The sequence below is a fragment of the Clavibacter rahimiani genome, from assembly GCF_052654495.1.
The window spans coordinates 1027883-1051365 of the sequence record NZ_CP199790.1 but is presented as its reverse complement, the minus strand read 5'-3'; the positions used below and the strand labels follow the sequence as shown (position 1 = coordinate 1051365).

Below are 23483 nucleotides of genomic sequence, written 5' to 3'. Positions count from 1 at the left end.
GGAAGAGGGCGATCACTTTCACGCCTTTCCGGCGAGCCTAGACCTGGTCCTCCTGTCGGTGCGAGGCATCCGGCGGGTGGACCGCGCGGGCATCGGAGATGCACAGGGAGCGACGGGCGGGTCCCGTCACGCGCGCTGCGGCGCGGCGCGGACGGCCGGGGACGGCGGTGAGCACCGCGCAGGCGACGACCTCGCCGCCCGCCGCGCGGACGGCGCGGCACGTCTCGCGGAGGGTGGCGCCGGTGGTGAGGACGTCGTCGACCACGAGGAACCGACGGCCCGCGAGGTCGACGCGGGCGCGGAGGCACCCGTCGACGTTGGCCGCGCGGGCGGCGACCCCGAGGCCCGCCTGGTCGGCCGGGCGGCGCGCGAAGCCGAGCGGATGTCGCCGGAGGCCCGGGACGCCCCCGAGGCGCAGGGGGCGGATGCCGGCGCGGGCGAGCAGGACCTCGACCGGCGCGTAGCCGCGGCGCCGGAGGGAGGCGCGGGGCGACGGGACGTCGAGCACGTGGATCGCGCCGGGCCCGGTGGGCTGGCGCTCGGGTGCCGGCCGTGCCTCCGGGTCCGCGGCGCGCTCGGCGGCGGCGACGGTCGCGCGGACGGCCCGGGCGAGCGTCGCCCCCATCGCGCGCGCGGCGTCCGTGCGGCCCTCCTCCTTGAGCGCGGACAGGAGCGCCGGCCACGGGGGCGCGTAGGAGCTGCCGCAGCCCACGGGCACGACGCGGGCCGGGATGCGCCCGTGCGCGCCGTCCACCGCGGGCAGCGCGAGCGGGCGCACGAGGGGCGCGGAGCGGAGCGCGGCGGCGCACGCGGCGCAGACGGCCCGGTCGGGCGCGCCGCATCCGGCGCAGGCGACGGGGAGCACCACGGCCAGGGCGTCGAGCACGGCCGCGCGCACGGCGGGATGGAGGCGGGAGCGCGGGGACGGGGAGGCGGGCGGCGGCGGGGCGGGGATCACGCGCGCAGGGTCGCAGGCGCCCGGAGCGGGGCGGGCGGCCAGGACGGATCCGTGGAGGGCGTCAGCGCTTGGTCGCGATGAAGGAGACGCCGGTGGCCGTCTGCTGCCACGTGCTGCCTCGCGGCGTGAGCAGGGCCCCCGCGCCCGTGAGGACGCGCAGGCCGCTCTCGTCGTTCGCCCCCGCGATGGCGATGCCGTCCGCGGCGGATCCCATGTCCTTGGACGGGCCGCCGACCTGGTGCAGCGTGACCTGGCGCTCGCCGTCGGGCGCGAGCGTGAGCGTGGCGACGTCGAGCTCGTCCACCCACGTCGCGTCGAGGGGCGTGCCGGGCGTCGCGAGGAGCTCGAGCGGCGTCGTGGTGAGGGACGTCGGCACGCCGTCGTCGCGCACGATGGACGAGACCAGCAGCTGCGGCCCGGCTCCGGTCTCGAGCTGCACGAGCACGCGGGCGCCGTCGCGCGCGACCTCCAGGGAGACGACGCGGCCGGTGCCGGTCCAGCTCACGGCGACGGGGTGGCCGACGCCGTCCGGGCCCCAGGCGACGAGTCCCCGCGGATCCGCGGCCGGGATCGACCAGACGTAGCCCTGCGCGTCGAGCGACGGCGCCGCGAGGCCCGGGCGCGCGTCGAGGAGGACGGCGTCCCGCTCGCCGTCGCCCACCGCCCACACTCCGGACCCGTTCCGCACCGCGGCCTGGCGGCCGTCGGCGCTGAGCGTCGCGGCGTCCGCGCCGAGGGCCGCCACGCGCGTGCCGAGCGTCCCGAGCGGGGCGACCTCCCCCCCGCCCAGGTAGCCGAACGCGCCCTGCGCGAGCACGAGCGGACGCGACTCCGCCTGCGGGTCCTTCACGGGGGCGCGGCCGCCGAGGTCGGAGACCGTGAGGGGCGTGCCGTCGACGAGCACCTGGACGTCGAGCACGGAGGGGATGGCGGAGAGGCTCTGCCGGAGCTGGAGCTTCATCCGCTGCTGCATCACGCCGTCGGCCGCGCGCGCCTCCGTCGAGAGGTCCACCTGCGGGGTGCCGGACGCCGTGGTGACGGCCGAGGACGCGAGGCGGGTCCCCTCGGGGAAGGCCGTGACGACCGCCGGCTGCGACAGCCACGGCGACGGTCCCTGCAGGAGCGACTTCACGATGCGCGTGCTGACGCTCTGCGACGCCCGCGTCACGAAGAAGCGCAGGTCGGGGACGAGGTAGGAGAACGTCGGGTCGAAGAAGTACAGGGCGTGGGCGCTGAAGATCTCGCGGAAGTAGGTCGAGCGGAGCGCGATCCCGTCCGGCGCCTTCGCGATGCGCCACTGGCCGCGCTCCTGCACGAGCTGGAAGGACAGGCGCGTCTCCTGGTCGCTGCCCACCTCGCGGTAGTGGCCCTGGCCGTCGACCGTCGCGATGGTCGTGACCGAGTAGCTGAAGGTGCCGTCGACCTCCTCGGAGGTCCGGGCCTGGCCCTCCCACACGACGACGCTCGCGAACGGGTCCCAGCGGGAGGCGAAGTCGGAGGAGAGGAACTGGCGGGCGACGCCGTACTGGTCCGCGGAGCTGGTGGCGGCGTCGACGAAGCCCGCGACGACGTCGTCCGGGCCGTCGCCGTCCTGCGGGCCGTCGGGCTGGTAGCTCACGCCGGACTCGTCCGCGACGACGGCCGGGCCGCCCGCGGCGACCGGGCCGCCGGAGGGGATCGAGACGCAGCCGGCGAGGAGGATCGCGCAGGCCGCGACGAGGGCGACGGCGGCGGCGCGCGCGGGGCGACGGACGCGGCGGGGGCGCGGATCAGGGCTGGTGGGCACGGGAGCGCTCCTCGTCGGCGTGGTCGCCCGCGGGATCGTCCGCGGGATCGTCGGGCGGCAGGGCGACGGGCGAGCTCTCCAGCGCGACGTCGGGGCGACGGGGCAGGGTCAGCCGGAAGCAGGATCCCTCGCCCGGCCGCGACCACAGCTGCAGCCAGCCGTGGTGCAGGTTCGCGTCCTCCAGGGAGATCGCGAGGCCGAGGCCCGTGCCGCCCGTGCTGCGCTGGCGCGACGGGTCCGCGCGCCAGAACCGGTCGAAGACGTGGCCCATCTCCTCGTGCGTCATGCCGACGCCGTAGTCGCGCACGGCGAGGGCGACGGCGTCGCGGTCGCTGTCCACCGTGATCACGATGGGCCGCCCCTCGCCGTGGTCGACGGCGTTGCCGACGAGGTTCGTGACGATGCGGCGGACCCGGCGGGCGTCCATCTCGGCGTCGAAGTAGCCGCCGGGGGCGACCAGCCGGAGCTCCGACCCCTTCTGCGCCGCGAGGCCCTCGAACTCGTCGATGGAGTCCTCGACGAGCCGGACCAGGTTGGTGGGCTCGGTGACGAGGTCGACGGCGCCCGCGTCGAACCGGCTGATCTCCAGCAGGTCGGCGAGCAGCGTCTCGAACCGCTCCACCTGCGTGTGCAGCAGCTCGGCGCTGCGGGCGGCCGGCGGGCTGAAGTCCTCGCGCAGGTCGTAGAGCACGCCGCCCGCGAGCCGGATGGTCGTGAGCGGCGTCCGCAGCTCGTGCGAGACGTCCGAGACGAAGCGCTGCTGCAGCTGCGAGAGGTCGGCGAGCTGCGTGATCTGCGACTGCAGCGAGTCCGCCATGCCGTTGAACGAGCGGGCCAGGGTCGCGATCACGTCCTCGCCCTTCACGGGCAGCCGCTCCTCGAGCTGCCCCGCCGCGAGCTTCTGGCTGGTGTCGGCCGCGACGCGGATGGGCGCCACGACCAGGCGCACGACGAGCCACGCGATCGCGCCGATGAGGACCACGAGGAGGAGGAACGCGAGGAGGATCGTGCCGGCCACGAAGTCGAGGGTCTGCTGGATGTCGCCCAGGTCGTAGACGAGGTACAGCTCGTACCGGCCCGCCGACGGGATGTCGATGCTCGAGCCGACGACGATGCCGGGGCTCGTGCCGCCCTGCTCGTCGGGGATCGCGACCGACTGCCACTGCTGCGTCCCCGTGCCCTCGCCCACGGCGCGGCGGAGGTCGGCGCTCAGGAGGCTGTCGACGTAGTCGGCGGTCGAGGCGTTCTGCAGGACGTTGCGCGCCTCCGTGCCGGGCGTGCGGCGGAACGCGAAGTCGGAGAGGTTGATGGCGCTGCCGCGGAGCTCGTCGAACACCTGCGTGCGGAGCTGCTCGAGCTCGGTCTGGTCGGAGGCGTCCGAGGACGTGAACTGCTCCTGCATCCGGCTCGTCGCGCTGTTCGACTGCTGCAGCACGGTGTCGAGGCGCTGGCGGAAGAGGTCGCTCGAGATGCTCTGCGTCATGAGCACGCCGATGAGGAGGACGGTAGCGCCGGAGAGGGCGACGGTGATGAGGACGGTGCGGAACTGGAGGGACACCGCCCAGATCCGGACGAGGCGGCGCGGCCACGATCTCCAGTCGACGAGCCACGCGGGCAGGGGGCGCATGGGCTAGGCCGCGGCCCCCGCGCGGTAGCCGACGCCGCGGACGGTCATGACGATGCGCGGGTTGTCCGGGTCGTCCTCGACCTTGGCCCGGAGGCGCTGCACGTGGACGTTGACGAGCCGCGTGTCGGCCTTGTACTGGTAGCCCCACACCTGCTCGAGCAGCATCTCGCGGGTGAAGACCTGCTGCGGGCGGCTGGCGAGCGCGTGGAGGAGGTCGAACTCGAGGGGCGTGAGGTTGATGCGCTCGTCGCCGCGGCGGACCTCGTGGCCCTCGACGTCGACCACGAGGTCGCCGACCTGCAGGAGGCCGGGCGACGCGGCGGCCGTGGGGCGCAGGCGCGTGCGGATGCGGGCGACGAGCTCCTTCGGGTTGAAGGGCTTGACGATGTAGTCGTCGGCGCCGGACTCGAGTCCCTTGACGACGTCGGCGGTGTCGGACTTCGCCGTGAGCATGATGATCGGCACGCCGGACTCCGCGCGGATGAGGTCGCACACCTGGATGCCGTCGAGGCCGGGGAGCATGAGGTCGAGCAGCACGAGGTCGGGCTTGCCCTCGTGGAACGCGGCGAGCGCCTGGCCGCCGTCCCCGCAGAAGGAGGGCTCGAAGCCCTCGGTGCGGAGGACGATGCCGATCATCTCGGCGAGCGCGGTGTCGTCGTCGACCACCAGGATCCGTGCTGTCATCTGCCCTGTGTTCCCTGTCCTCGGAACCCCCAGGGTAGCCGGTGGATCCCGGGGATCGCGGGGGCGCGCGCGGGCCGGCGGACGCGGGACTTCGCGGGGCGCCTGTGGGAGGCTGGGCGACTGTGACCGATGACCAGAGCTGGCAGGCCCCGGGCGGCGCGTCGTCCGGGCAGGGCGGATCCCCGGATCCCGATCGACGGGGCGCCGACGCCGGGCCCGCGGTCCCGCCGGCTCCCGCTCCCGGCTACGCACCGCCCCCCGGACTCGCCGCCGCTCCCGCCTACGCCCCCGTCCCCGGGTACCCGCCGCCTCCCGCCTGGGGCGCCGCCCCCGGCTGGACGCCGCCGCCCAAGCCCGGGCTCCTGCCGCTCCGGCCGCTCGGGCTCGGCGCGATCCTCGCCGGCTCGTTCCAGACGCTCCGCCGGAACCCCGGCCCCACGGTCGGCAGCGCCCTGCTGATCCAGGGGCTCGTCGGGGTCGTGACGCTCCTGATCGTGGGCGGCGTGACGGGCCTCGTGGTCACGCGCGTCCTCTCCGCCCGCGAGGCGGACCAGGGGCCGCTCATCGCGGGCGGCGTCGCGGCCGTCGTCATCGCGGCGGTCGTCACCCTCGTGCTGTCGCTGGTCGCGTCGGCGTTCCTCCAGGGCGTCGTCGCGAGCGAGGTCGCGCGCGGCACGCTCGGCGAGCGCCTCCGGATGCGCGCGCTCTGGCGCCTCGCCCGCCCGCGGCTCGGCGCGCTCGTGCTGTGGAGCCTCGTCCTCACCGGCGCGTGGACCCTGGCGTTCGCGGTGCTCGCGGGCGTCGTCGCGCTGCTGGTGCTCGCGGGCGGCGCGGGCATCGCGGTGGGGATCGTCGTGGGCGTCCTCGGGATCATGGGCCTCGTGGTGGTCGCCGCGTGGGTGTCGACGCGCCTGGCCCTCGTGCCGAGCGCCATCGTGATCGAGCGGCTGCGGCCGTTCGCGGCGGCCCGCCGGTCGTGGTCGCTCACGATCGGGTCGTTCTGGCGCGTGCTCGGGATCCTGCTGCTGACCGGCGTGATCGTGTCCGCCGCCGCGAACGTCGTGACCGTGCCGCTGACGCTCCTCACCTCGATCCTGCAGACGGTGCTCTTCCCGAACGGCGAGCTGGACTTCCAGTCCTTCGACGCCTCCGTCGCCTTCTACCTCGCGACGCAGCTGCTCACGATCGTCGTGAGCGTGGTGGTGGGCAGCATCGGCGCGATCGTCACGTCGGCGAACGCGGCCATCCTCTACATCGACCTGCGCATGCGGCGCGAGGGGCTCGACCTCGAGCTGGCGCGCTTCGTCGAGGAGCGCGCGGCGGGCGCGGGGTCGGCCACCGGCCCCGAGGCCCGGGACCCGTACGCCGCGCCCGCGCCCGCGCCGGGACGCGCGTGACCGGCTCCCCCCTCCTCACGGCGGTCGCGCGTGCGTCCGCCGTGCCGCTCGATCCCGACGCCGACGACGCGCGCCGGCTCCTCCTCGACGAGCTCGGGAGACCCGAGTACGAGGCCGCGCGCCCGAACGCGCTCGACCTCGCGGCGCAGGCGGTCGGCGACTGGCTCGCCGGGCTGCTCGACGGCGCCGGCGGCGGGCTCGCGGGGCTCGCGCCCGTCGTGATCGGCGTGCTCGTGCTCGCGGCGGTCGTCGTCGCGTTCCTCGTGTTCGGGGCCCCGCGGCGCGACCGCCGGCGTGCCGCGTCGGGCGGCGACGGGCTGTTCGGCTCCGACGACCGGCGCTCGGCCGACGAGCTGCGCCGCGCGGCCGAGGCGGCGCGCCGGGCCGGGGACCTCACGGCGGCCGTGTCCGACCTGTTCCGGGCCGTCGCGCGCGAGCAGGCCGAGCGCACGATCGTCGCGGTGGATCCGGGCACGACGGCCCGCGGGTTCGCCCGGCGCGCGGGATCCGCCCACCCGGACCACGCCGCGCGCCTCGCGGCCGCCGCGGACGACTTCGACGCCGTGCGCTACCTGGGCCGCGTCGGCACCGAGGAGATGGTCGACCGGCTCGTCGCGCTCGACCGGGATCTGCGGATCGCCGCGCCCGTCCTCCGCGAGCCCGTGGGCGCGGGGCCCGTGTGAGCGCGCCCGTTCCCGCCCCCGCCTCCGTCCGGGCGGACGCCGACGCCGACCTCGCGACCGCCGAGACGCGCACGCCCGGCCAGGCGCTCCGGCGGGCCGGCACGTGGATCGCGCTGGCCGCGCTCGCGGTCCTCGTCGCGCTGGCCTCGCTCGCGATCGGCGGGGCGGCGCGCCAGGGCGAGGCGCTCGCGCCCGACAACCCGGCGCCGGGCGGCACGCAGGCGCTCGCGCGCGTGCTCGCCGCCCAGGGCGTCGAGATCACGCTCGCCACGACGCTCGCCGAGGCGCGGGCGGCCGTCGGGGACGGCGACGACGTGACCCTCGTGCTCGGCCCGACCTCCGACCGCCTCGACGACGACCGGCTCGCGGAGGTCGGCCGCCTCGCCACGCGCACGGTCCTCCTCGCCCCCGACTTCCGGACCCTGCGGGCGATCGCGCCCGATGTCGCGGCGGGCGGGACGGCCGAGTCCGCCGACCGCGCCCTCGACGCCGCGTGCGCGCTCCCCGCCGCGCGAGCCGCGGGATCCGTGCCCGACGACGCGCCCGTGTTCCGCGCGATCGGCGACGACGCGTCCGCCGCGGCGACCTGCTTCCCCGACGACACGGGCGACGCCTTCGCGCTCCTCGAGGTGCCGGCCGCCCTCGCGCCCGGCAGCACCGTGATCGTGCTCGGGGCGGACCCGATCCTCACCAACGACCGCATCGCGGAGCAGGGATCCGCCGCCCTGGCGCTCGGCGTGCTCGGCGAGCGGCCTCGGCTCGTCTGGTACACGCCGTCGCCCGACGACGCCGCGGGCGACGCCCCGCCCACGCTCGGCGAGCTCACGCCCGGGTGGGTGACCCCGGCGATCCTGCTGCTCGGCGCCGCCGCCCTCGCCGCCGCCGTCTGGCGCGGCCGCCGCCTCGGCCCGCTCGTGGTGGAGCGGCTGCCCGTCGTGGTCCGCGCCGACGAGACCGCGGAGGGACGCGCCCGCCTGTACCAGCGGGCCGACGCGCGCGGCCACGCCCTCGACGCGCTGCGCGTCGGCACCGTCGACCGGCTCGCCGGGACGCTCGCGCTCGGCCGCCTCGCCTCCGTCGACGACGTCGCCGCCGCGTCCGCCGCCGCCCTCGGCGAGGATCCCGCCGGCGTCCGCGCCCTGCTCCTCGACGACCAGCCCCGCACCGACCGCGACCTCGTCGACCTCGCCGGGCGCCTCGCCGCGCTCGAGCGCCGGGTCGCTCGGGCCGTCGACCCCGCCTAGGAGAATGGACCCATGACCGACGACCTCCGCACCAGCCTGCTCGCCGTCCGGACCGAGGTCGGGAAGGCCGTCGTCGGCCAGGACGGCGCCGTGACCGGCATGATCATCGCCCTCCTCGCCCGCGGCCACGTGCTCCTCGAGGGCGTGCCCGGCGTCGCGAAGACGCTGCTCGTCCGCTCGCTCAGCCAGGCCCTCCGCCTCGACACGGCGCGCGTGCAGTTCACGCCCGACCTCATGCCGGGCGACATCACCGGGTCGCTCGTGTACGACTCCCGCGAGGGCGCGTTCTCGTTCCGCCGCGGGCCCGTCTTCACGAGCATCCTGCTGGCCGACGAGATCAACCGGACGCCGCCGAAGACGCAGTCGGCGCTGCTCGAGGCGATGGAGGAGCGGCAGGTCACGGTCGACGGCGAGAGCCACCCGCTGCCCGACCCGTTCCTCGTCGCGGCCACGCAGAACCCCGTGGAGTACGAGGGCACCTACACGCTGCCCGAGGCCCAGCTCGACCGCTTCCTGCTGAAGCTCGTGCTCGACCTCCCCGAGCGCGACGCCGAGGTCGAGGTGCTCCGCCGCCACGCCGCCGGCTTCGACCCGCGCGACCTCCGCGCCGCGGGCGTGCAGCCCGTGCTCGACGCCGACGGCCTCCGCCTGGCCCAGGCGGCCGTCCGCGAGGTGGGCGTCGGCGCCGACGTGCTCGCCTACATGGTCGACCTCGCCCGCGCGACCCGCCGCTCGCCGTCCGTGCAGCTCGGGGTCTCGCCGCGCGGATCCACGAGCCTCCTCGCCGCGAGCCGCGCCTGGGCGTGGCTGAGCGGCTTCGACGCCGTGACGCCCGACCACGTGCAGGAGATGGTGCTGCCGGTGCTCCGCCACCGCATCGCGCTCCGGCCCGAGGCGGAGCTCGAGGGCGTGTCCGTCGACGCCGTGCTCCGCGGCGTCATGTCGCAGGTGCAGGTGCCGATCTAGATGGCGCCCCGCTAGATGGCCCTCACCGGCCGCACCGTCGCACTGCTCCTCGCGGGGCTCGTGCCGCTCGTCGCGCTCGGCGACGGGTCGGACGCGGCGTACGCGCTCCTCGCGGGGTGGATCCTCCTGGTCGCCCTCCTCGTGGCGCTCGACCTGGCGCTGGCCGCGAGCCCCCGGGCCGTGGCGCTGGAGCGGAGCCTGCCCGCGCGGATCCGCCTCGACGAGACGGGCGAGTCCGTCCTGCTGGTGACGAACCGCGGTTCCCGCACGCTGCGCGCCCTCGTCCGCGACGCCTGGCAGCCCTCCGCGGGCGCGTCCTCCACGCGCGACCGGGTGCGGATCCCCGCGGGCGAGCGCCGCGCCGTCCGCCTCCGCCTCACGCCCACCCGCCGCGGCGAGCGCCGCACGGAGCGCGTCACGATCCGCTCGGCGGGCCCGCTCGGCCTCGCCGCGCGGCAGGCGACGCTCCTCTCCCCCGGCGCCGTCCGCGTCCTGCCGCCGTTCCGCTCGCGTCGCCACCTGCCGTCCCGCCTCGCCCGCATGCGCGAGCTCGACGGCCGGACCGCGCTCATGGTGCGCGGGCAGGGCACCGAGTTCGACAGCCTGCGCGACTACGTGCGCGGCGACGACGTGCGCTCCATCGACTGGCGCGCGACCGCCCGCCGACAGGACGTGGTCGTCCGCACCTGGCGCCCCGAGCGCGACCGGCGCGTGGTCCTCGTGCTCGACACGGGACGCACGGCGGCCGGCCGCATCCAGGACGAGACGCGGCTCGACACGGCGTTCGAGGCGTCGCTGCTCCTCGCGGCGCTCGCCACGCGGTCCGGCGACCGGGTGGACCTGGTGGCGCACGACCGCCGCGTCCGCGCCCGGGTGCGGGCGGGGTCCGGCGGCGACGTCGTCGCGCGCATGGTCGACGCGCTCGCGCCCGTGGACCCGGAGCTCCTCGAGACCGACTGGAGCACCGTGCCCGCGCTCGTGCGCCGCATCGTGTCCCAGCGCTCGCTCGTCGTGCTGCTGACGGCCATCGACTCCCCCGGCAGCTCGCGCGCGCTCCTGCAGGTGCTGCCGCAGCTGACGCGCACGCACCACGTGCTGGTCGCCGCGGTCGTGGATCCGGGACTCGTCGCGCGGGCCGCCGACCGCTCGGGGCGCGCCGCCGTCTACCGCGCCGCCGCCGCCGAGCGCGCGCTCCTCGACGTGGCGCGCGTCGAGGCCGCGGTGCGCCGGCTCGGGGCCGACGTCGTCACGGGCGCGCCCGCCGACCTGCCGCCCGCGCTCGCCGACCGCTACATCCGTCTGAAGGCCACCGGACGGCTCTGACCGCCGCCGCGCAGGCCGCAGGGACGCCCGGCCGGGTCAGGCGCGCGCCGTCGCCGACTCGGCGGCCGGCACGGGGAGCGCCCCGCCGCTGAGCGCCCGGATCGACCGCTCGAGCGCGTCCCGCATGTCCATGTCCGGGCGGTAGCTCCACTGCAGCTGCAGACCGTCGCTCACGGCGACCGCGATGCGGGCGAAGGAGTCCGGGTCGAGCCCCGCGGGCAGCTCGACGCCGAGGGCGCGGACCTGGTCGGCGACGGCGCCCACGACGCGCGCGTACCGGCGCGCGATGTACGCGTGCGCCGGGTGCTCGACGCCCGCCGCGTCCACCACGAGCCGCGAGTAGAGCGCGACGAGGCCGGGCGTCTCGGCGTTGCGGGCGCTGGCGCGCAGCAGCATGCCGACCATGTCCGTCGGATCCCCGTCGGGGACGGCCGCGCGGTAGTCGGCCTCCGAGTGCGCGTCGCGCTCCTCGAGGACGGCCGTGATGAGCGCCTCGCGCGACTCGAAGTAGTGCAGGACGCCGGCCTTGCTGATCCCCACGGCGTCGGCGATCTCCTGGAGCGACGACGCGGAGTACCCCCGCTCGGCGATGAGCGCGAGCGCCGCCTCGAGGATCTCGCGGCGCCGGGTCGCCCCCTTGGCGTACCGCCGCGGACCCTCTGCCCCTGCCATGCCTCGACCCTAGCGATCCGGGCCGTCCGGCAATACCTACCAGGGGTCGGTTTCACGTGCTACCGTCGTGCCGAGCCGCCGACGAGGGCGGCCGGGAACCTGGAGGCACCGTGGCCGACGCAGTCCGTGAGCAGCACATCGAGGGCGCGTCGCGCGTCCCAGGCGATGGACGGGAGGCGGGCCGACCACCCGGATCGCGCCGCGCGGAGATCGGGATGCCCATCGCGCTGCTCGGCCTCTTCGTCGCCCTGCTGCCGCCCATCATCGTGTCCCTCGCGCTCAAGGTCGCCGAGGTCGCCCCCGACGACACGGCCGGCACCCTGAGCCTCGTGCTGGGGCTCGGCGCGCTCGTGGCCCTCGTGGTCAACCCGCTCGCCGGCCGCCTCTCCGACCGGACCCCGGGCCGCCTCGGCATGCGCCGCCCGTGGATCGTCGGGGGCGTCGTCCTCGGCTACGGCGCGCTCGTCCTCCTCACGCAGGCGACCACCGTGCTGGCGCTCGTCGGGGCGTGGATGCTCGTGCAGGCGTGCTTCAACGCCGCGATCGCCGCGCTCATCGCCGTGATGGCCGACTCCGCCCGCCCCCGCAACCGCGGCCGCGTGGCCGCCGCCGTGGGCGTCGCGCAGAACGGGTCGCTCGTGGTCGGCACCTTCCTCGTGCAGCTGTTCACCACCACGACCCAGCAGGTGCTCGTGCCGGGCGCGGTCGGCGTCGCCGTCGTCGTCGCCTTCGCCCTGGTCTTCCGCGACCGCGTGCTCGTCGAGCGCCCGACCGCGCGCCTGGGCGTCCGCGAGCTCCTCGGCTCGTTCGTGTTCGACCCGCGCCGGAACCCCGACTTCGGCTGGGCGTGGCTCATGCGCTTCCTGCTCACCGCCTCCGCCGTGACCGCCACCAACTACCTCGCGCTCTACCTCATCGACGACCTCGGGGTCGCGGAGGCCGACGTGGCGAACGCCGTGTTCCTCGCCACCCTGTTCAACGTCATCGGCGTGGTCTCCACCACGTTCGTCGCAGGCTGGCTGAGCGACCGGCTCGGCCGCCGCAAGGTGTTCGTCGCCGCCGCGGCGCTCGTCGCGGTCGTCGGCCTCGTGATCCTCGCCCTCGCCCCCAGCCTCGCCGTCGTCTACGCGGCGCAGCTCGTGATCGGCGCGGGCATCGGCTCCTTCTACGCGGTCGACCTCGCGCTCATCACCGACGTGCTGCCGAGCGACTCCGACAACGGCAAGGACCTCGGCGTCGTCAACATCGCCCAGGCGCTGCCGCAGTCCCTCGTGCCCACCGCGGCGAGCGGCGTCGTCGCGATCGCCGGGTACCCGGGCCTCTTCCTCGCGGGCGCCGCGGCCGGCGTCCTCGGCGCGGCCGCCGCCTTCCGCGTGAAGGGCGTCCGATGAGCGCCCCCGACGCCCCCGCACCCCTCCCCCGTCCCGCGACCGCCGCCGCCCGCGAGCAGGATCGACGAGACGCCGACGTCACCCCAGGAGCACCCATGGACCCGCACGCGACCCCCGCCCCGCACGACCCGAGCGCGGCCACGCCGCTCGACCCCGACGCCGCCCGCCTCGAGGAGCTCGCGGCGCGCCTCACCCTGGAGGAGAAGGTGCGGCTCGTCACGGGCCGCGACTTCTGGACGACCTGGCCCCTCGAGGGGATCGGCCTCCGCCGCATGCTCGTCTCCGACGGCCCGAGCGGCGTGCGCGGCGAGGTCTGGGACGAGCGGTCGCCCTCGCTCAACCTGCCGTCGGCGTCCGCGCTGTCGTCCACCTGGGACACGGGGATCGCCGCCCGCTACGGCCGGGCGTCCGCCGTCGAGGCGCGCCGGAAGGGCGTCGACGTCGTGCTCGGCCCGACCATCAACCTGCACCGCTCCCCCTACGGCGGCCGGCACTTCGAGGCCTTCAGCGAGGATCCGCTGCTCACCGCCGACCTGGCCGCCGCGTACGTCCGCGGCGTGCAGGAGAACGGCGTCGGCGCGACCCCCAAGCACTACGTCGCCAACGAGTACGAGACCGACCGCTTCACCGCCGACAGCGTCGTGTCCGAGCGGGCGCTGCGCGAGCTGTACCTCGCCGCCTTCGAGAAGGCGGTCGTGGAGTCGCGGGCGTGGCTCGTGATGAGCTCGTACAACTCCATCAACGGCACGACCTCCACCGAGAACGACCTGCTCGAGACGCCGCTCAACTCGGAGTGGGGCTTCGACGGCGTGGTGGTGAGCGACTGGACGGGCGTCCGCAGCGTGGACGCCGCGCGCGCCTCCCAGGACCTCGAGATGCCGGGCCCGGACGGCGCCTGGGGCCGGGCGCTCCTCGAGGCCGTGCGCGACGGCCGGGTGCCGGAGGCGGACGTCGACCGCAAGGTGATCCGCCTCCTCCGCCTCGCGGCCCGCGTCGGCGCCCTCGAGGGGTTCGACGCCGTCGCATCGGAGCCCGTCGCGGTCGAGGACGGCGTGGCCTTCGCGCGCGCCGCGGCGGCCGCCGGCGCCGTGCTCGTGCGCAACGAGGCGGGCGCCCTCCCCCTCGACGCGTCCGCGCTCCGCTCGGTCGCGGTGATCGGGCACAACGCGGTCGACGCGCGCACGCAGGGCGGCGGCAGCGCGACCGTCATCCCCGAGCACGTGGTCACGCCGCTCGACGGGATCCGCGCCGCGCTCGGCGACGGCGTCGACGTGCGGTACGCGCGGGGCGCGGTCGTGCAGAAGGGGATCCAGGAGCTCCCGCTCGCCGAGATCCGGAACCCCCGCACGGGCGAGCCGGGCGCGCTCGTGCGCTTCCTCGACGCGGACGGCACCGAGGTGTTCGCCGAGGACCGCCGCGCGACGACGCTCATGTACTTCGGCGGCGACGCGCCCACGGGCACGGCCGCGGTGATCGAGATCACGACCCGCTGGACGCCGAGGACGACCGGCGAGGTGCTGTTCGGCTTCAGCGCCACGGGCCGCGGCCGCGTCCACGCGGACGGCGTGCTCCTCCGCGAGGACGGCGCCGCGCCCGTGGGCATGGACCTCGGCGCGAGCCTCCTCTCGCCGCCGTCGATCTCCGCGCCGCTCCGGGTCACCGCGGGCGAGCCGGTGGACCTCATGGTCGAGTTCGAGCTGACGAGCATGCCGGGCGGCCTCGCCGGCATCCTGGGGATCACGGTCGGCCTCGAGGCCGACGAGTCGGAGCCGGAGCGCCTGCTGGACGAGGCGGTCGCGGCCGCCGCCGGCGCGGACGTGGCGATCGTGGTGGTCGGCACGAACGCGCAGGTCGAGTCCGAGGGCTTCGACCGCGAGTCGCTCGCGCTGCCGGGCCGCCAGGACGAGCTGGTGCGCCGCGTCGCCGCCGCGAACCCGCGGACGGTCGTGGTCGTGAACGCGGGCTCCCCCGTGCTCCTCCCGTGGCGCGACGACGTGCAGGCCGTCCTCCTCGCCTGGTTCGGCGGCCAGGAGTTCGGCGACGCCCTCGCGGACGTGCTGCTCGGCGCCGTCGAGCCCGGCGGGCGCCTCCCCACCACCTGGCCCGCGACCGAGGAGGACGTGCCCGTCACGAGCGTCACGCCCGTCGACGGGCGGGTCGTCTACGACGAGGGGATCCACGTCGGCTACCGCGCCTGGCTCCGCTCGGGCGCGACACCGGCCTACGAGTTCGGCCACGGCCTCGGCTACACGACGCACGTCCTCGACGACCTGCGGGTCGTCGAGGACGGCGCCGGCGGGATCACCGCGACCGTCACGGTGACCGACACGGGCGACCGCGCCGGCAAGCAGGTCGTCCAGGCCTACCTGTCGCGGCCCGGATCCGCCGTCGACCGCCCCGTGCGCTGGCTCGCGGGCTTCGCGGCCGTCCAGCTGGAGGCGGGCGCGTCCGCCGAGGTGCGGATCCCCATCGGGGCGCGAACGTTCGCCCACTGGGACGGCGGCTGGCGCCGGGAGCCCGGCGCGTTCCGCCTGCACGTGGGCACCTCGGTGACGGCGACGCCGCTCGAGCGGGACGTCGATCCCGCGGGCGGCACCGCCGCCTGATCCGCACCGGCACGACCCGCGAGGCGGGCGGCGGCGGATCAGCGGGGCTCAGCCCGCCACGATCCGCCGGCCGCCCGCCTCGAACTCGTCCAGGTCGCCCGTCGCGCCGGCGCGCACGGCCCGGCCGCCGACCACGACCATGTAGAAGAGGAACGCCCCGAGCGCGACGGCGCCGATCGCGATCTTGAGCGGCACGGGCCACGGCTGCGGCGTGACGAAGCCCTCGATGATCCCCGACACCAGCAGCACGAGCACGAGCCCCATCGCGACCGTGATGAGCGCCCGGCCGTCCTCGGCGAGCGCCTGGCCCCGCGTGCGGGGGCCGGGCGCGATCCACGACCACGAGATGCGGAGGCCCGCGGCGGCCGCGACGAAGATCGCCGTCAGCTCCAGCAGGCCGTGCGGGAGGATGTACGAGAAGAAGGTGCCGCCCTCGCCGTAGGAGAACATCACCGCGGTGGTGGTCCCGAGGCCCTGCGCGTTCTGCAGGATCACGAACGGCACCCACAGCCCCGTGATTCCGAAGGCCACGCACTGCGCGGCGATCCACGCGTTGTTCGTCCAGACCTGGCCCGTGAACGAGGCCGCCGGGTTCGAGCTGTAGTAGTCGATGAAGTCGTCCTCGACGTACCTGCGGAGGTCGGCGTCGCTGCCGAGGCTCGCGATCATGGCGGGGTCGCGGAGGATCCACGTGGCGTAGAGCGCGACGATGCCGACGGTCACGAGCGCGACCGCGAGCGTCAGCCAGCGGATCCGGTAGAGGGCCGCGGGCAGGTCGACCGCGAAGAACGCGGGGATCCGCGACGCGACGTTCGTGCTCTGGCCGGTGAAGCGCATGCGCGCCCGCGAGAGGGCCACGGACAGCCGGTCGCCCTGCGCGGTGGATCCGGCCGCGGCCTGGATGGCGGACAGCTCGGCCGCGCCCGCCTGGTACCGGTCGACGAGCTCGTCGGCCTCGGGTCCGGTGAGCCGGCGCCGGCCCGCGAGGCGGGCGAGCCGGTCCCACGCGTCCCGGTGCGCGGCGGTGTAGGCGTCGAGGTCCATCTGCTTGACTATATGCATGGCGGCCGCCGACGCGCACGACCCGACATCCTCGGACGGCCCCGACGCGCTCGTGGTGGGCGAGGCCGTCGCCCTCGACGTCCGCCCCACGGGCTTCGTGCTGCGGGCCGCGGGCGCCGCGATCGACGTGCTCGCCTCCCTCGTCGTGGGCCTCCTGCTCCTCCTCCTCATCGGCCGCCTCGCCGCCGACGGCGTCCTCGACGAGGCGTCGGGCGCCGCGGCCGGCATCGCCGCCGTGGTGCTCGCGATCGTCGTGCTGCCCGTGGTGGTGGAGGTCGCGTCGCGCGGCCGGTCGCTCGGCCGGTGGGCCGTGGGCGCGCGCATCGTGCGGGCGGACGGCGGCGGCATCGGCTTCCGGCACGCGGTCGCCCGGGCGCTCGTCGGGATCCTGGAGCTGTACCTCACGCTCGGCGGGCTCGCGGCGCTCGTCGGCCTCCTGACCCCGCGCGCCCAGCGCCTCGGCGACCTCGTGGCCGGCACCCGGTCGCAGCACGAGCGCGTGCCCGCGTACCCCGCTCCCCTCCCGCCCGTGCCGCCGCACCTCGTCGCGTGGGCGTCCGAGGCCGACGTGGGCCGCCTGCCCGACGCGCTCGGCCGCCGGCTCGCGCGCTTCCTCGCGCAGCGCGACCGCCTGACGCCCGCCTCCCGCGCGCGCCTGGCCGCCCAGCTCGCGGACGAGGCCGCGGTGCACGTGTCGCCGCTCCCCGCGACGGATCCCGAGTCGTTCGTCACGGCCGTGGGCGCCGTCCGCCGCGAGCGCGAGCACCGGGCGCTGATGCTCGAGCGCGACCGCATGGCCGCGCTCGAGCCGGTCCTCGCGGGTCTGCCGAACGGGTTCCCCCGGCGCGACGGATCCTCCCCGGTCGCCTGAGGCCCCCGCTCCCGCGGACCCGCGCCGCCGCCTCCCGCACGCGACGACGCCGCCCGCCCCGCGAGGGGACGGACGGCGTCGGACGGGGAACCCTGCGGATCAGTACCGGTAGTGGTCCACCTTGTACGGGCCCTCGACGGCGACGCCGATGTAGGCGGCCTGCTCGGGGCGGAGCTCCGTGAGCTCCACGCCGAGCGCGTCGAGGTGCAGGCGCGCGACCTTCTCGTCGAGGTGCTTCGGCAGCACGTACACGCCGATCGGGTACTGGTCGTTCCGCACGTACAGCTCGATCTGCGCGAGCACCTGGTTCGTGAACGAGTTGCTCATCACGAACGACGGGTGGCCCGTGGCGTTGCCGAGGTTCATGAGGCGGCCCTCGGACAGCACGAGCACGCTGCGGCCGGACGGCAGGCGCCACTCGTGCACCTGCGGCTTGATCTCGACCTTCTCGACGCCCGGGAGGCGCTCGAGGCCGGCCATGTCGATCTCGTTGTCGAAGTGGCCGACGTTGGCGATGATCGCCTGGTGCTTCATCCGCTCGATGTGCTCGACGCGGACGACGTCGACGTTGCCCGTGCCGGTGACGAGGATGTCGACGTGCTCGATGACCGACTCGAGGCGCGCGACCTGGTAGCCGTCCATCGCCGCCTGCAGCGCGCAGATCGGGTCGACCTCGGAGACGATGACGCGCGCGCCCTGGCCGCGGAGGGCCTCGGCCGCGCCCTTGCCCACGTCGCCGTAGCCGACGACGAACGCGACCTTGCCGCCGATGAGCGTGTCGGTGGCGCGGTTGAGGCCGTCGGGCAGGGAGTGGCGGATGCCGTACTTGTTGTCGAACTTGCTCTTGGTGACCGAGTCGTTGACGTTGATGGCCGGGAACAGCAGCTCGCCGTCGCGCGCGAGCTCGTACAGGCGGTGGACGCCCGTGGTGGTCTCCTCGGTGACGCCCTGGATGTCGGCGGCGCGGCGGGTCCAGCGGTCGCCGGACGCGGCGAGGCTGCGGCGGAGCGTGTCGAGGATGACGCGGTACTCGTGGCTCGCGTCCTCGGGGGTCTCCGGCACGGCCTGCGCGAGCTCGTACTCGCGGCCCTTGTGCACCAGGAGCGAGGCGTCGCCGCCGTCGTCGAGGATCATGTTCGGGCCCGTCCAGTCGGCGTCGACGGCCTGCGCCTCACCCGACCAGTCGAAGATCTGCTCGGTGCACCACCAGTACTCCTCGAGCGTCTCGCCCTTCCAGGCGAAGACCGGCACGCCCGCGGGCGCCTCCGGGGTGCCCGCGCCGACCGCGACCGCCGCGGCGGCCTCGTCCTGGGTGGAGAAGATGTTGCAGCTCGCCCAGCGCACCTGCGCGCCGAGGGCGGTGAGGGTCTCGATGAGCACGGCCGTCTGCACGGTCATGTGGATGGATCCGGCGATGCGCGCGCCCGCGAGCGGCTGCGACGCGCCGAACTCCTCGCGGAGGGCCATGAGGCCGGGCATCTCGTTCTCGGCGAGGCGGATCTGGTGGCGGCCGGACTCCGCGAGGGAGAGGTCGGCGACGCGGAAGGGCAGAGCGGTGGACGTGGCGTCCGGCAGCAGGGTCATGCGTCCAGTCTCGCATCCGACGCGTGACGCCCGCCCGTGGATGACGGGCGGGCGCCGCGGCGGCTAGCGGAAGGACCGCAGGCGCAGGCTGTTCGTGACGACGAACACGGACGACAGCGCCATGGCGAGCCCCGCGACGAGCGGGTTGAGGAGGCCGAGCATGGCGACCGGTATCGCGGCGGCGTTGTAGGCGAAGGCCCAGAACAGGTTGCCGCGGATCGTGCCGAGGGTGCGGCGGGCGAGGCGCACGGCGTCGGCGACCAGCACGAGGTCGCCGCGGACGATCGTGATGTCGCCCGCCTCGATGGCCGCGTCGGTGCCGGTGCCCATCGCGATGCCGAGGTCGGCCTGCGCGAGCGCGGCGGCGTCGTTCACCCCGTCGCCGACCATCGCGACGACGCGCCCCTCGGACTGCAGGCGGCGGACCGCGTCGAGCTTGCCCTCGGGGAGGACGCCCGCGATGACCTCGTCGATCCCGACCTCGTCGGCGACGCGGCGGGCGGCGCCCGCGGTGTCGCCCGTGAGGAGGACCGGTCGGAGCCCGAGGGCGCGGATCCGGCGGACGGCCTCGGCGCTCGTGGGCTTCACGGTGTCGGCGACCTGGAGGATCCCGCGCACCGCGCCGTCCCACGCGACCGCGACCACGGTGGATCCCGCGGCCTCGGCCGCGCGCAGCGCCTCGGCGAGCGTCGCGTCGGGCTCGGCGGCCCACTGCTCGGCGAGCCAGGCGGGGCGGCCGATCGCGACCGCCCGGCCGTCGACCACGCCGTGGACGCCGAGGCCCGCGGTCGCGACGAAGCCCTCCACAGCGGGCAGGGATCCGGCCCCCGCCGCCTCGACGACGGCGCGCGCGACCGGGTGCTCGCTCCGCGCCTCGAGGGCGGCGGCGACGCGCACGAGCTCGTCGGCGTCGACGCCCGCCGCGGGCACGGCCCGGACGAGCGACATGACGCCCGTGGTCACGGTGCCCGTCTTGTCGAGCAGCACGGTGTCGATGCGCCGCGTCGACTCGAGCACCTGCGGGCCGGTGATGAGGATGCCGAGCTGCGCGCCGCGTCCCGTGCCCACGAGGAGCGCGGTCGGGGTCGCGAGCCCGAGGGCGCACGGGCAGGCGATGATGAGCGTCGCCACGGCCGCGGTGAACGCGGCCTCGGGCGGGAAGCCGAGCAGCAGCCAGCCGACGAGGGTGCCGAGCGCGAGCACGAGCACGACCGGCACGAAGACGGCCGAGACGCGGTCGGCGAGGCGCTGGATCCGGGCCTTGCCGGTCTGCGCCTCCTCCACGAGGGCGGCCATGCGGGCGAGGCGGGTCTCCTCCCCCACGCGCGTGGCGCGCACGAGCAGGCGGCCGCCGGCGTTCAGGGTCGCGCCCGTGACGTCGTCGCCGGGCCCGACCTCATCCGGCAGGGACTCGCCGGTGAGGAGCGAGCGGTCGACCGCGCTCGCGCCGTCGACGACCACGCCGTCCGTGGCGATCCGCTCGCCCGGGCGCACGACGAACTCCTCGCCGACGCGGAGCGCGCCGATGGGGATCCGCCGCTCGACGCCGTCGCGCACGACGGCCACGTCCTTCGCGGCGAGGTCGAGGAGCGCGGCGAGAGCGGCGCCCGACGCGCGGGCGGCCCGCGCCTCCAGGTAGCGGCCGCCGAGGAGGAAGACGGTGACGGCGGCGGCGACCTCCAGGTAGATGTCGCCGGATCCGCCGCCGGGCTCCCCGACGAGGCTCATGGTCATGCGCATGCCGGGCTCCCCGGCGTCGCCGAGGAAGAGCGCGTACAGCGACCACAGGAAGGCCGCCGCGACGCCGATGCTCACGAGCGTGTCCATGCCGACCCCGCCGTGGCGCGCGCTGACGGCCGCGGAGCGGTGGAACGGCCAGGCGCCCCAGACGGCGACGGGCGCCGCGAGCGCGAGGGACAGCCACTGCCAGTCGTCGAACTGGAGGGCGGGGATCATCGCCATGAGGAACACGGGCACCGTGAGCGCGGTCGAGACGACGAGCCGCTGCCGGAGCGCGAGCTCGTCGGCGTCGGGGCGGCGCGGGGCGACCGCGGCGCCGGGCGCGGGAGCCGGGGCGGCGGGTGCCGCGGGTGCCGCGGATGCGCGATCGGCGGCGGGAGCGGCGGCGGGAGCGTCGGCGGGTGCCGGCGACTCCGCGGGAGCCGCCGGGGTCGGGTCGAGGGCGGGCGCGTCGTACGCGACCTCCGCCCCGCTCCCCCACGCCGCCCGCTCGGACGCGCGGTACCCGGTCCGCTCGATGGTGCGGATCGCGTCCTCGACGCTCGTGCCCGCGGGCAGCTGCACGCGCGCGCGGTGGGTGGCGTAGTTCACGGCGGCCTCGACCCCGGGCATCCGGCCGAGCTTCCGCTCGATGCGCATGGCGCACGACGCGCACGTCATGCCCTGCACGTCGAGGTCGACGCGCGTGAGCACGGCGCCCTCCTCCGCGGCCGGAGCGACGTCCGGCGCGGCGGACGCCGGCGCGGTCACGGGGTCGGCCATGTCAGATCCCCGCGACGTAGCCGGCCTCGTCCACCGCGGCGCGGACGGCCGCGGGGTCGAGGGGGCCGTCGCTCTCGACGGTGACGGTGGAGTCGCCGCCGACGACGAGGTCGACGGCGACGGACGCGACGCCCGGCAGCTCGCCGACCTCCTCGGTGACGCTCGCGACGCAGTGCGCGCAGGTCATGCCGGTGACGGGGAATGCGGTGGTGGTCATGGGGTCTCCTTGTCGGTGGATGCGGATGCGGCGGCGGGGTGGATCAGGACCGGACGAGCCGCGCGATGGCCGCGGAGGCCTCGCGCACCTTGTCGTCCGCGACCTGGCCGCCCTCGCGCGCGGCCTCGGCGAGGCAGTGGGCGAGGTGGTCGTCGAGCAGCTTGAGGGCGACGGTCTCCATGGCGCGCGTGACGGCCGAGACCTGCGTGAGCACGTCGATGCAGTACGTGTCGGACTCGACCATGCGCTCGATGCCGCGCACCTGGCCCTCGGCCCGGCGGAGCCTCCGCAGGATGTCGTCCTTGCCCTCGCTGTACCCGACCATGGCGGCCACCTCCCTCTCGCGTCCATGGTACCCCCCAGGGGTATCCGTGTACACCCCCCGGGGGTATCAGCGCGGCCCGCACGCACGACGACGCCGCGCCCCTCGAGGAGGGACGCGGCGTCGGCGGTGGTGCGGGCGCCCGATCGGCGCGGGCGGTCAGCCCTGGCGGATCAGCCCCAGCAGCTCGTCGCGGAGGGCGGCCATGCGCTCCTCGGTGGACGCCTCGACGTTCAGGCGCAGGAGGGGCTCGGTGTTCGAGGGGCGGACGCTGAACCACCAGAAGGCGCCGTCCGCGCCCACGGGGCCGTCGACCGTGAGGCCGTCGAGCTCGTCGAACTCGCCACGGCCGCGGAAGGCCTCGACGATGCGCTCGTACGCGGCGGGCACGTCGTCGACCGTGCTGTTGATCTCGCCCGACAGCGCGTACGGCGTGTAGCGCGCGGACAGGTCCGACATGAGGCCCTCGCTCTGGCCGAACTCGGCGAGCAGGTGCATCGCGGCGAGCATGCCGTTGTCGGCGCCCCAGAAGTCGCGGAAGTAGTAGTGCGCGGAGTGCTCGCCGCCGAAGACGGCGCCCGTGGCGGCCATCTGGTCCTTGATGAGGGAGTGGCCGACGCGCGTGCGGACCGCCGTGGCGCCCGCCGCCTCGATCGTCTCGGGCACGATGCGCGAGGTGATGAGGTTGTGCAGCACGGTGACCTCGTCGTCGGGCGACTGGGCCTTCACGCGCGAGATCTCGCGGAGCGCGACGATGGCGGCGACGGCGCTGGGCGTGACCGCCTGGCCCTTCTCGTCCACCACGAAGCAGCGGTCGGCGTCGCCGTCGAACGCGAGGCCGAGGTCGGCGCCGTGCTCGACGACGGCCTTCTGCAGGTCGACGAGGTTCGCCGGCTCCAGCGGGTTCGCCTCGTGGTTCGGGAAGGTGCCGTCGAGCTCGAAGTAGAGCGGGATGATCTCGATGGGCAGCTCGGGGAGGCCGGCCGCGGTGCCGAGCACGGCGGGGACGGTCATGCCGCCCATGCCGTTGCCCGCGTCGACGACGACGCGGAGCGGGCGGATGCCGGAGAGGTCGACGAGCTGGCGCAGGTAGCCGGCGTAGTCGGCGAGCACGTCGCGCTCGCGCACCTCGCCCGCGGGCTCGACGGGGGCGATGCCGTCCGCCAGGAAGCCGATGGCGCGGTCGCGGATGGCGGCGAGGCCGGTGTCGAGGCTGATGCCCTGGGCGCCCGCGCGGGAGAACTTGAGGCCGTTGTACGTGGCCGGGTTGTGGCTGGCGGTGAACATGACGGCGGGGGCGTGGAGGGATCCGGAGGCGAAGTACGTCTCGTCCGTGGAGCAGAGCCCGATGAGCAGCACGTGCGCGCCGCGGGCCGTGGCCCCCTGGGCGAAGGCCTGCGCGAAGGACGGCGAGGAGTCGCGCATGTCGTGGCCCACGACGATCTCGCTGCCGGCGGCGCCCAGCTCGTCGACGAAGCCGGCGCCGAGGGCCGTGACGAGCTCCTCGGTCAGCTGACTCCCGACGAGACCTCTCACGTCGTAGGTCTTCACTATGGCGGTCAGCGTCTCGGCGGCAGTGGTCGTCATG

At 75.7% G+C, this 23483-nt stretch carries 19 protein-coding genes; 8 read left to right on the top strand and 11 right to left on the bottom strand.

Annotated elements, in window-relative coordinates:
• Positions 1-37: 37 nt before the first annotated feature.
• The 4 genes from ACT7CP_RS05055 to mtrA all read right to left on the bottom strand — a co-directional run bounded on the left by ACT7CP_RS05055 (position 38) and on the right by mtrA (position 5055).
• On the bottom strand, positions 38-958 hold the full coding sequence (locus ACT7CP_RS05055; protein WP_445443607.1) for a ComF family protein: 921 nt from the start codon (positions 956-958) through the stop codon (positions 38-40).
• Between the two features lie 61 nt (positions 959-1019).
• Positions 1020-2744: a lipoprotein LpqB gene (gene lpqB / locus ACT7CP_RS05050; protein WP_445443606.1), complete on the bottom strand. Its 1725-nt coding sequence runs from the start codon at positions 2742-2744 to the stop codon at positions 1020-1022.
• Positions 2728-4371: an MtrAB system histidine kinase MtrB gene (gene mtrB, locus ACT7CP_RS05045; RefSeq protein ID WP_413963903.1), complete on the bottom strand. Its 1644-nt coding sequence runs from the start codon at positions 4369-4371 to the stop codon at positions 2728-2730. The genes lpqB and mtrB overlap by 17 nt, the downstream gene beginning before the upstream one ends.
• A 3-nt stretch (positions 4372-4374) precedes the next feature.
• Positions 4375-5055: an MtrAB system response regulator MtrA gene (gene mtrA, locus ACT7CP_RS05040; protein ID WP_413963902.1), complete on the bottom strand. Its 681-nt coding sequence runs from the start codon at positions 5053-5055 to the stop codon at positions 4375-4377.
• 122 nt (positions 5056-5177) lie between these two features.
• On the opposite strand from mtrA, the gene ACT7CP_RS05035 reads away from it, so the two are divergent.
• The 5 genes from ACT7CP_RS05035 to ACT7CP_RS05015 are packed head-to-tail and all read left to right on the top strand — an operon-like array spanning position 5178 to position 10668.
• A complete protein-coding gene (locus ACT7CP_RS05035) occupies positions 5178-6452 on the top strand; it encodes a DUF7847 domain-containing protein (RefSeq protein ID WP_445443605.1) in 1275 nt (424 codons plus the stop codon).
• Positions 6449-7135, top strand: coding sequence for a DUF4129 domain-containing protein (locus ACT7CP_RS05030; protein WP_413963900.1), 687 nt, complete (start codon positions 6449-6451; stop codon positions 7133-7135). Before ACT7CP_RS05035 ends, ACT7CP_RS05030 begins: the two co-directional genes overlap by 4 nt.
• Positions 7132-8379 carry a DUF4350 domain-containing protein gene (locus ACT7CP_RS05025; protein WP_445443604.1) on the top strand — a complete coding sequence of 416 codons (1248 nt, stop codon included), beginning with the start codon at positions 7132-7134 and terminating at the stop codon, positions 8377-8379. The genes ACT7CP_RS05030 and ACT7CP_RS05025 overlap by 4 nt, the downstream gene beginning before the upstream one ends.
• A gap of 12 nt (positions 8380-8391) precedes the next feature.
• On the top strand, positions 8392-9345 hold the full coding sequence (locus tag ACT7CP_RS05020; RefSeq protein ID WP_307502697.1) for an AAA family ATPase: 954 nt from the start codon (positions 8392-8394) through the stop codon (positions 9343-9345).
• Positions 9346-9360: 15 nt separating this feature from the next.
• The gene (locus tag ACT7CP_RS05015) at positions 9361-10668 is read left to right on the top strand and encodes a DUF58 domain-containing protein (RefSeq protein WP_413963898.1); all 1308 of its coding nucleotides are present in this window, start codon (positions 9361-9363) and stop codon (positions 10666-10668) included.
• Positions 10669-10704: 36 nt separating this feature from the next.
• Here ACT7CP_RS05015 and ACT7CP_RS05010 read toward each other — a convergent pair whose 3' ends face one another.
• The gene (locus tag ACT7CP_RS05010) at positions 10705-11340 is read right to left on the bottom strand and encodes a TetR/AcrR family transcriptional regulator (protein WP_445443603.1); all 636 of its coding nucleotides are present in this window, start codon (positions 11338-11340) and stop codon (positions 10705-10707) included.
• A gap of 215 nt (positions 11341-11555) precedes the next feature.
• On the opposite strand from ACT7CP_RS05010, the gene ACT7CP_RS05005 reads away from it, so the two are divergent.
• Both ACT7CP_RS05005 and ACT7CP_RS05000 read left to right on the top strand, forming a co-directional pair.
• Entirely contained in the window at positions 11556-12731 is a 1176-nt protein-coding gene (locus ACT7CP_RS05005) for an MFS transporter (RefSeq protein ID WP_445443602.1), read from the top strand.
• 95 nt (positions 12732-12826) lie between these two features.
• Entirely contained in the window at positions 12827-15337 is a 2511-nt protein-coding gene (locus tag ACT7CP_RS05000) for a beta-glucosidase family protein (protein ID WP_445443961.1), read from the top strand.
• Between the two features lie 48 nt (positions 15338-15385).
• Here ACT7CP_RS05000 and ACT7CP_RS04995 read toward each other — a convergent pair whose 3' ends face one another.
• Complete coding sequence (locus tag ACT7CP_RS04995; RefSeq protein ID WP_445443601.1) at positions 15386-16381, bottom strand: stage II sporulation protein M; 996 nt, start codon at positions 16379-16381, stop codon at positions 15386-15388.
• Between the two features lie 16 nt (positions 16382-16397).
• On the opposite strand from ACT7CP_RS04995, the gene ACT7CP_RS04990 reads away from it, so the two are divergent.
• The gene (locus ACT7CP_RS04990) at positions 16398-17270 is read left to right on the top strand and encodes an RDD family protein (protein WP_445443600.1); all 873 of its coding nucleotides are present in this window, start codon (positions 16398-16400) and stop codon (positions 17268-17270) included.
• A 99-nt stretch (positions 17271-17369) separates the two neighbouring features.
• Here ACT7CP_RS04990 and ahcY read toward each other — a convergent pair whose 3' ends face one another.
• The 5 genes from ahcY to ACT7CP_RS04965 all read right to left on the bottom strand — a co-directional run bounded on the left by ahcY (position 17370) and on the right by ACT7CP_RS04965 (position 23482).
• Positions 17370-18854: an adenosylhomocysteinase gene (gene ahcY / locus ACT7CP_RS04985; protein ID WP_445443599.1), complete on the bottom strand. Its 1485-nt coding sequence runs from the start codon at positions 18852-18854 to the stop codon at positions 17370-17372.
• A gap of 63 nt (positions 18855-18917) precedes the next feature.
• Entirely contained in the window at positions 18918-21356 is a 2439-nt protein-coding gene (locus ACT7CP_RS04980; protein ID WP_445443598.1) for a heavy metal translocating P-type ATPase, read from the bottom strand.
• Position 21357: 1 nt separating this feature from the next.
• Positions 21358-21573, bottom strand: coding sequence for a heavy-metal-associated domain-containing protein (locus tag ACT7CP_RS04975; protein ID WP_445443597.1), 216 nt, complete (start codon positions 21571-21573; stop codon positions 21358-21360).
• A 43-nt stretch (positions 21574-21616) separates the two neighbouring features.
• Positions 21617-21898 carry a metal-sensitive transcriptional regulator gene (locus ACT7CP_RS04970; RefSeq protein WP_307502723.1) on the bottom strand — a complete coding sequence of 94 codons (282 nt, stop codon included), beginning with the start codon at positions 21896-21898 and terminating at the stop codon, positions 21617-21619.
• 156 nt (positions 21899-22054) lie between these two features.
• Positions 22055-23482 (bottom strand): phosphomannomutase/phosphoglucomutase, encoded by a 1428-nt coding sequence (locus ACT7CP_RS04965; RefSeq protein ID WP_445443596.1) that lies wholly within the window; start codon positions 23480-23482, stop codon positions 22055-22057.
• Position 23483: the final 1 nt, after the last annotated feature.

Bases quoted from the DNA above. Each gene is read 5' to 3' on its own strand.
- mtrB (WP_413963903.1), bottom strand. From the start codon at position 4,371: ATGCGCCCCCTGCCCGCGTGGCTCGTCGACTGGAGATCGTGGCCGCGC.
- mtrA (WP_413963902.1), bottom strand. From the start codon at position 5,055: ATGACAGCACGGATCCTGGTGGTCGACGACGACACCGCGCTCGCCGAG.
- ACT7CP_RS05020 (WP_307502697.1), top strand. From the start codon at position 8,392: ATGACCGACGACCTCCGCACCAGCCTGCTCGCCGTCCGGACCGAGGTC.
- ACT7CP_RS05015 (WP_413963898.1), top strand. From the start codon at position 9,361: ATGGCCCTCACCGGCCGCACCGTCGCACTGCTCCTCGCGGGGCTCGTG.
- ACT7CP_RS05010 (WP_445443603.1), bottom strand. From the start codon at position 11,340: ATGGCAGGGGCAGAGGGTCCGCGGCGGTACGCCAAGGGGGCGACCCGG.
- ACT7CP_RS05005 (WP_445443602.1), top strand. From the start codon at position 11,556: ATGCCCATCGCGCTGCTCGGCCTCTTCGTCGCCCTGCTGCCGCCCATC.
- ACT7CP_RS05000 (WP_445443961.1), top strand. From the start codon at position 12,827: ATGGACCCGCACGCGACCCCCGCCCCGCACGACCCGAGCGCGGCCACG.
- ACT7CP_RS04995 (WP_445443601.1), bottom strand. From the start codon at position 16,381: ATGGACCTCGACGCCTACACCGCCGCGCACCGGGACGCGTGGGACCGG.
- ACT7CP_RS04990 (WP_445443600.1), top strand. From the start codon at position 16,398: ATGGCGGCCGCCGACGCGCACGACCCGACATCCTCGGACGGCCCCGAC.
- ahcY (WP_445443599.1), bottom strand. From the start codon at position 18,854: ATGACCCTGCTGCCGGACGCCACGTCCACCGCTCTGCCCTTCCGCGTC.
- ACT7CP_RS04980 (WP_445443598.1), bottom strand. From the start codon at position 21,356: ATGGCCGACCCCGTGACCGCGCCGGCGTCCGCCGCGCCGGACGTCGCT.
- ACT7CP_RS04975 (WP_445443597.1), bottom strand. From the start codon at position 21,573: ATGACCACCACCGCATTCCCCGTCACCGGCATGACCTGCGCGCACTGC.
- ACT7CP_RS04970 (WP_307502723.1), bottom strand. From the start codon at position 21,898: ATGGTCGGGTACAGCGAGGGCAAGGACGACATCCTGCGGAGGCTCCGC.
- ACT7CP_RS04965 (WP_445443596.1), bottom strand. From the start codon at position 23,482: ATGACGACCACTGCCGCCGAGACGCTGACCGCCATAGTGAAGACCTAC.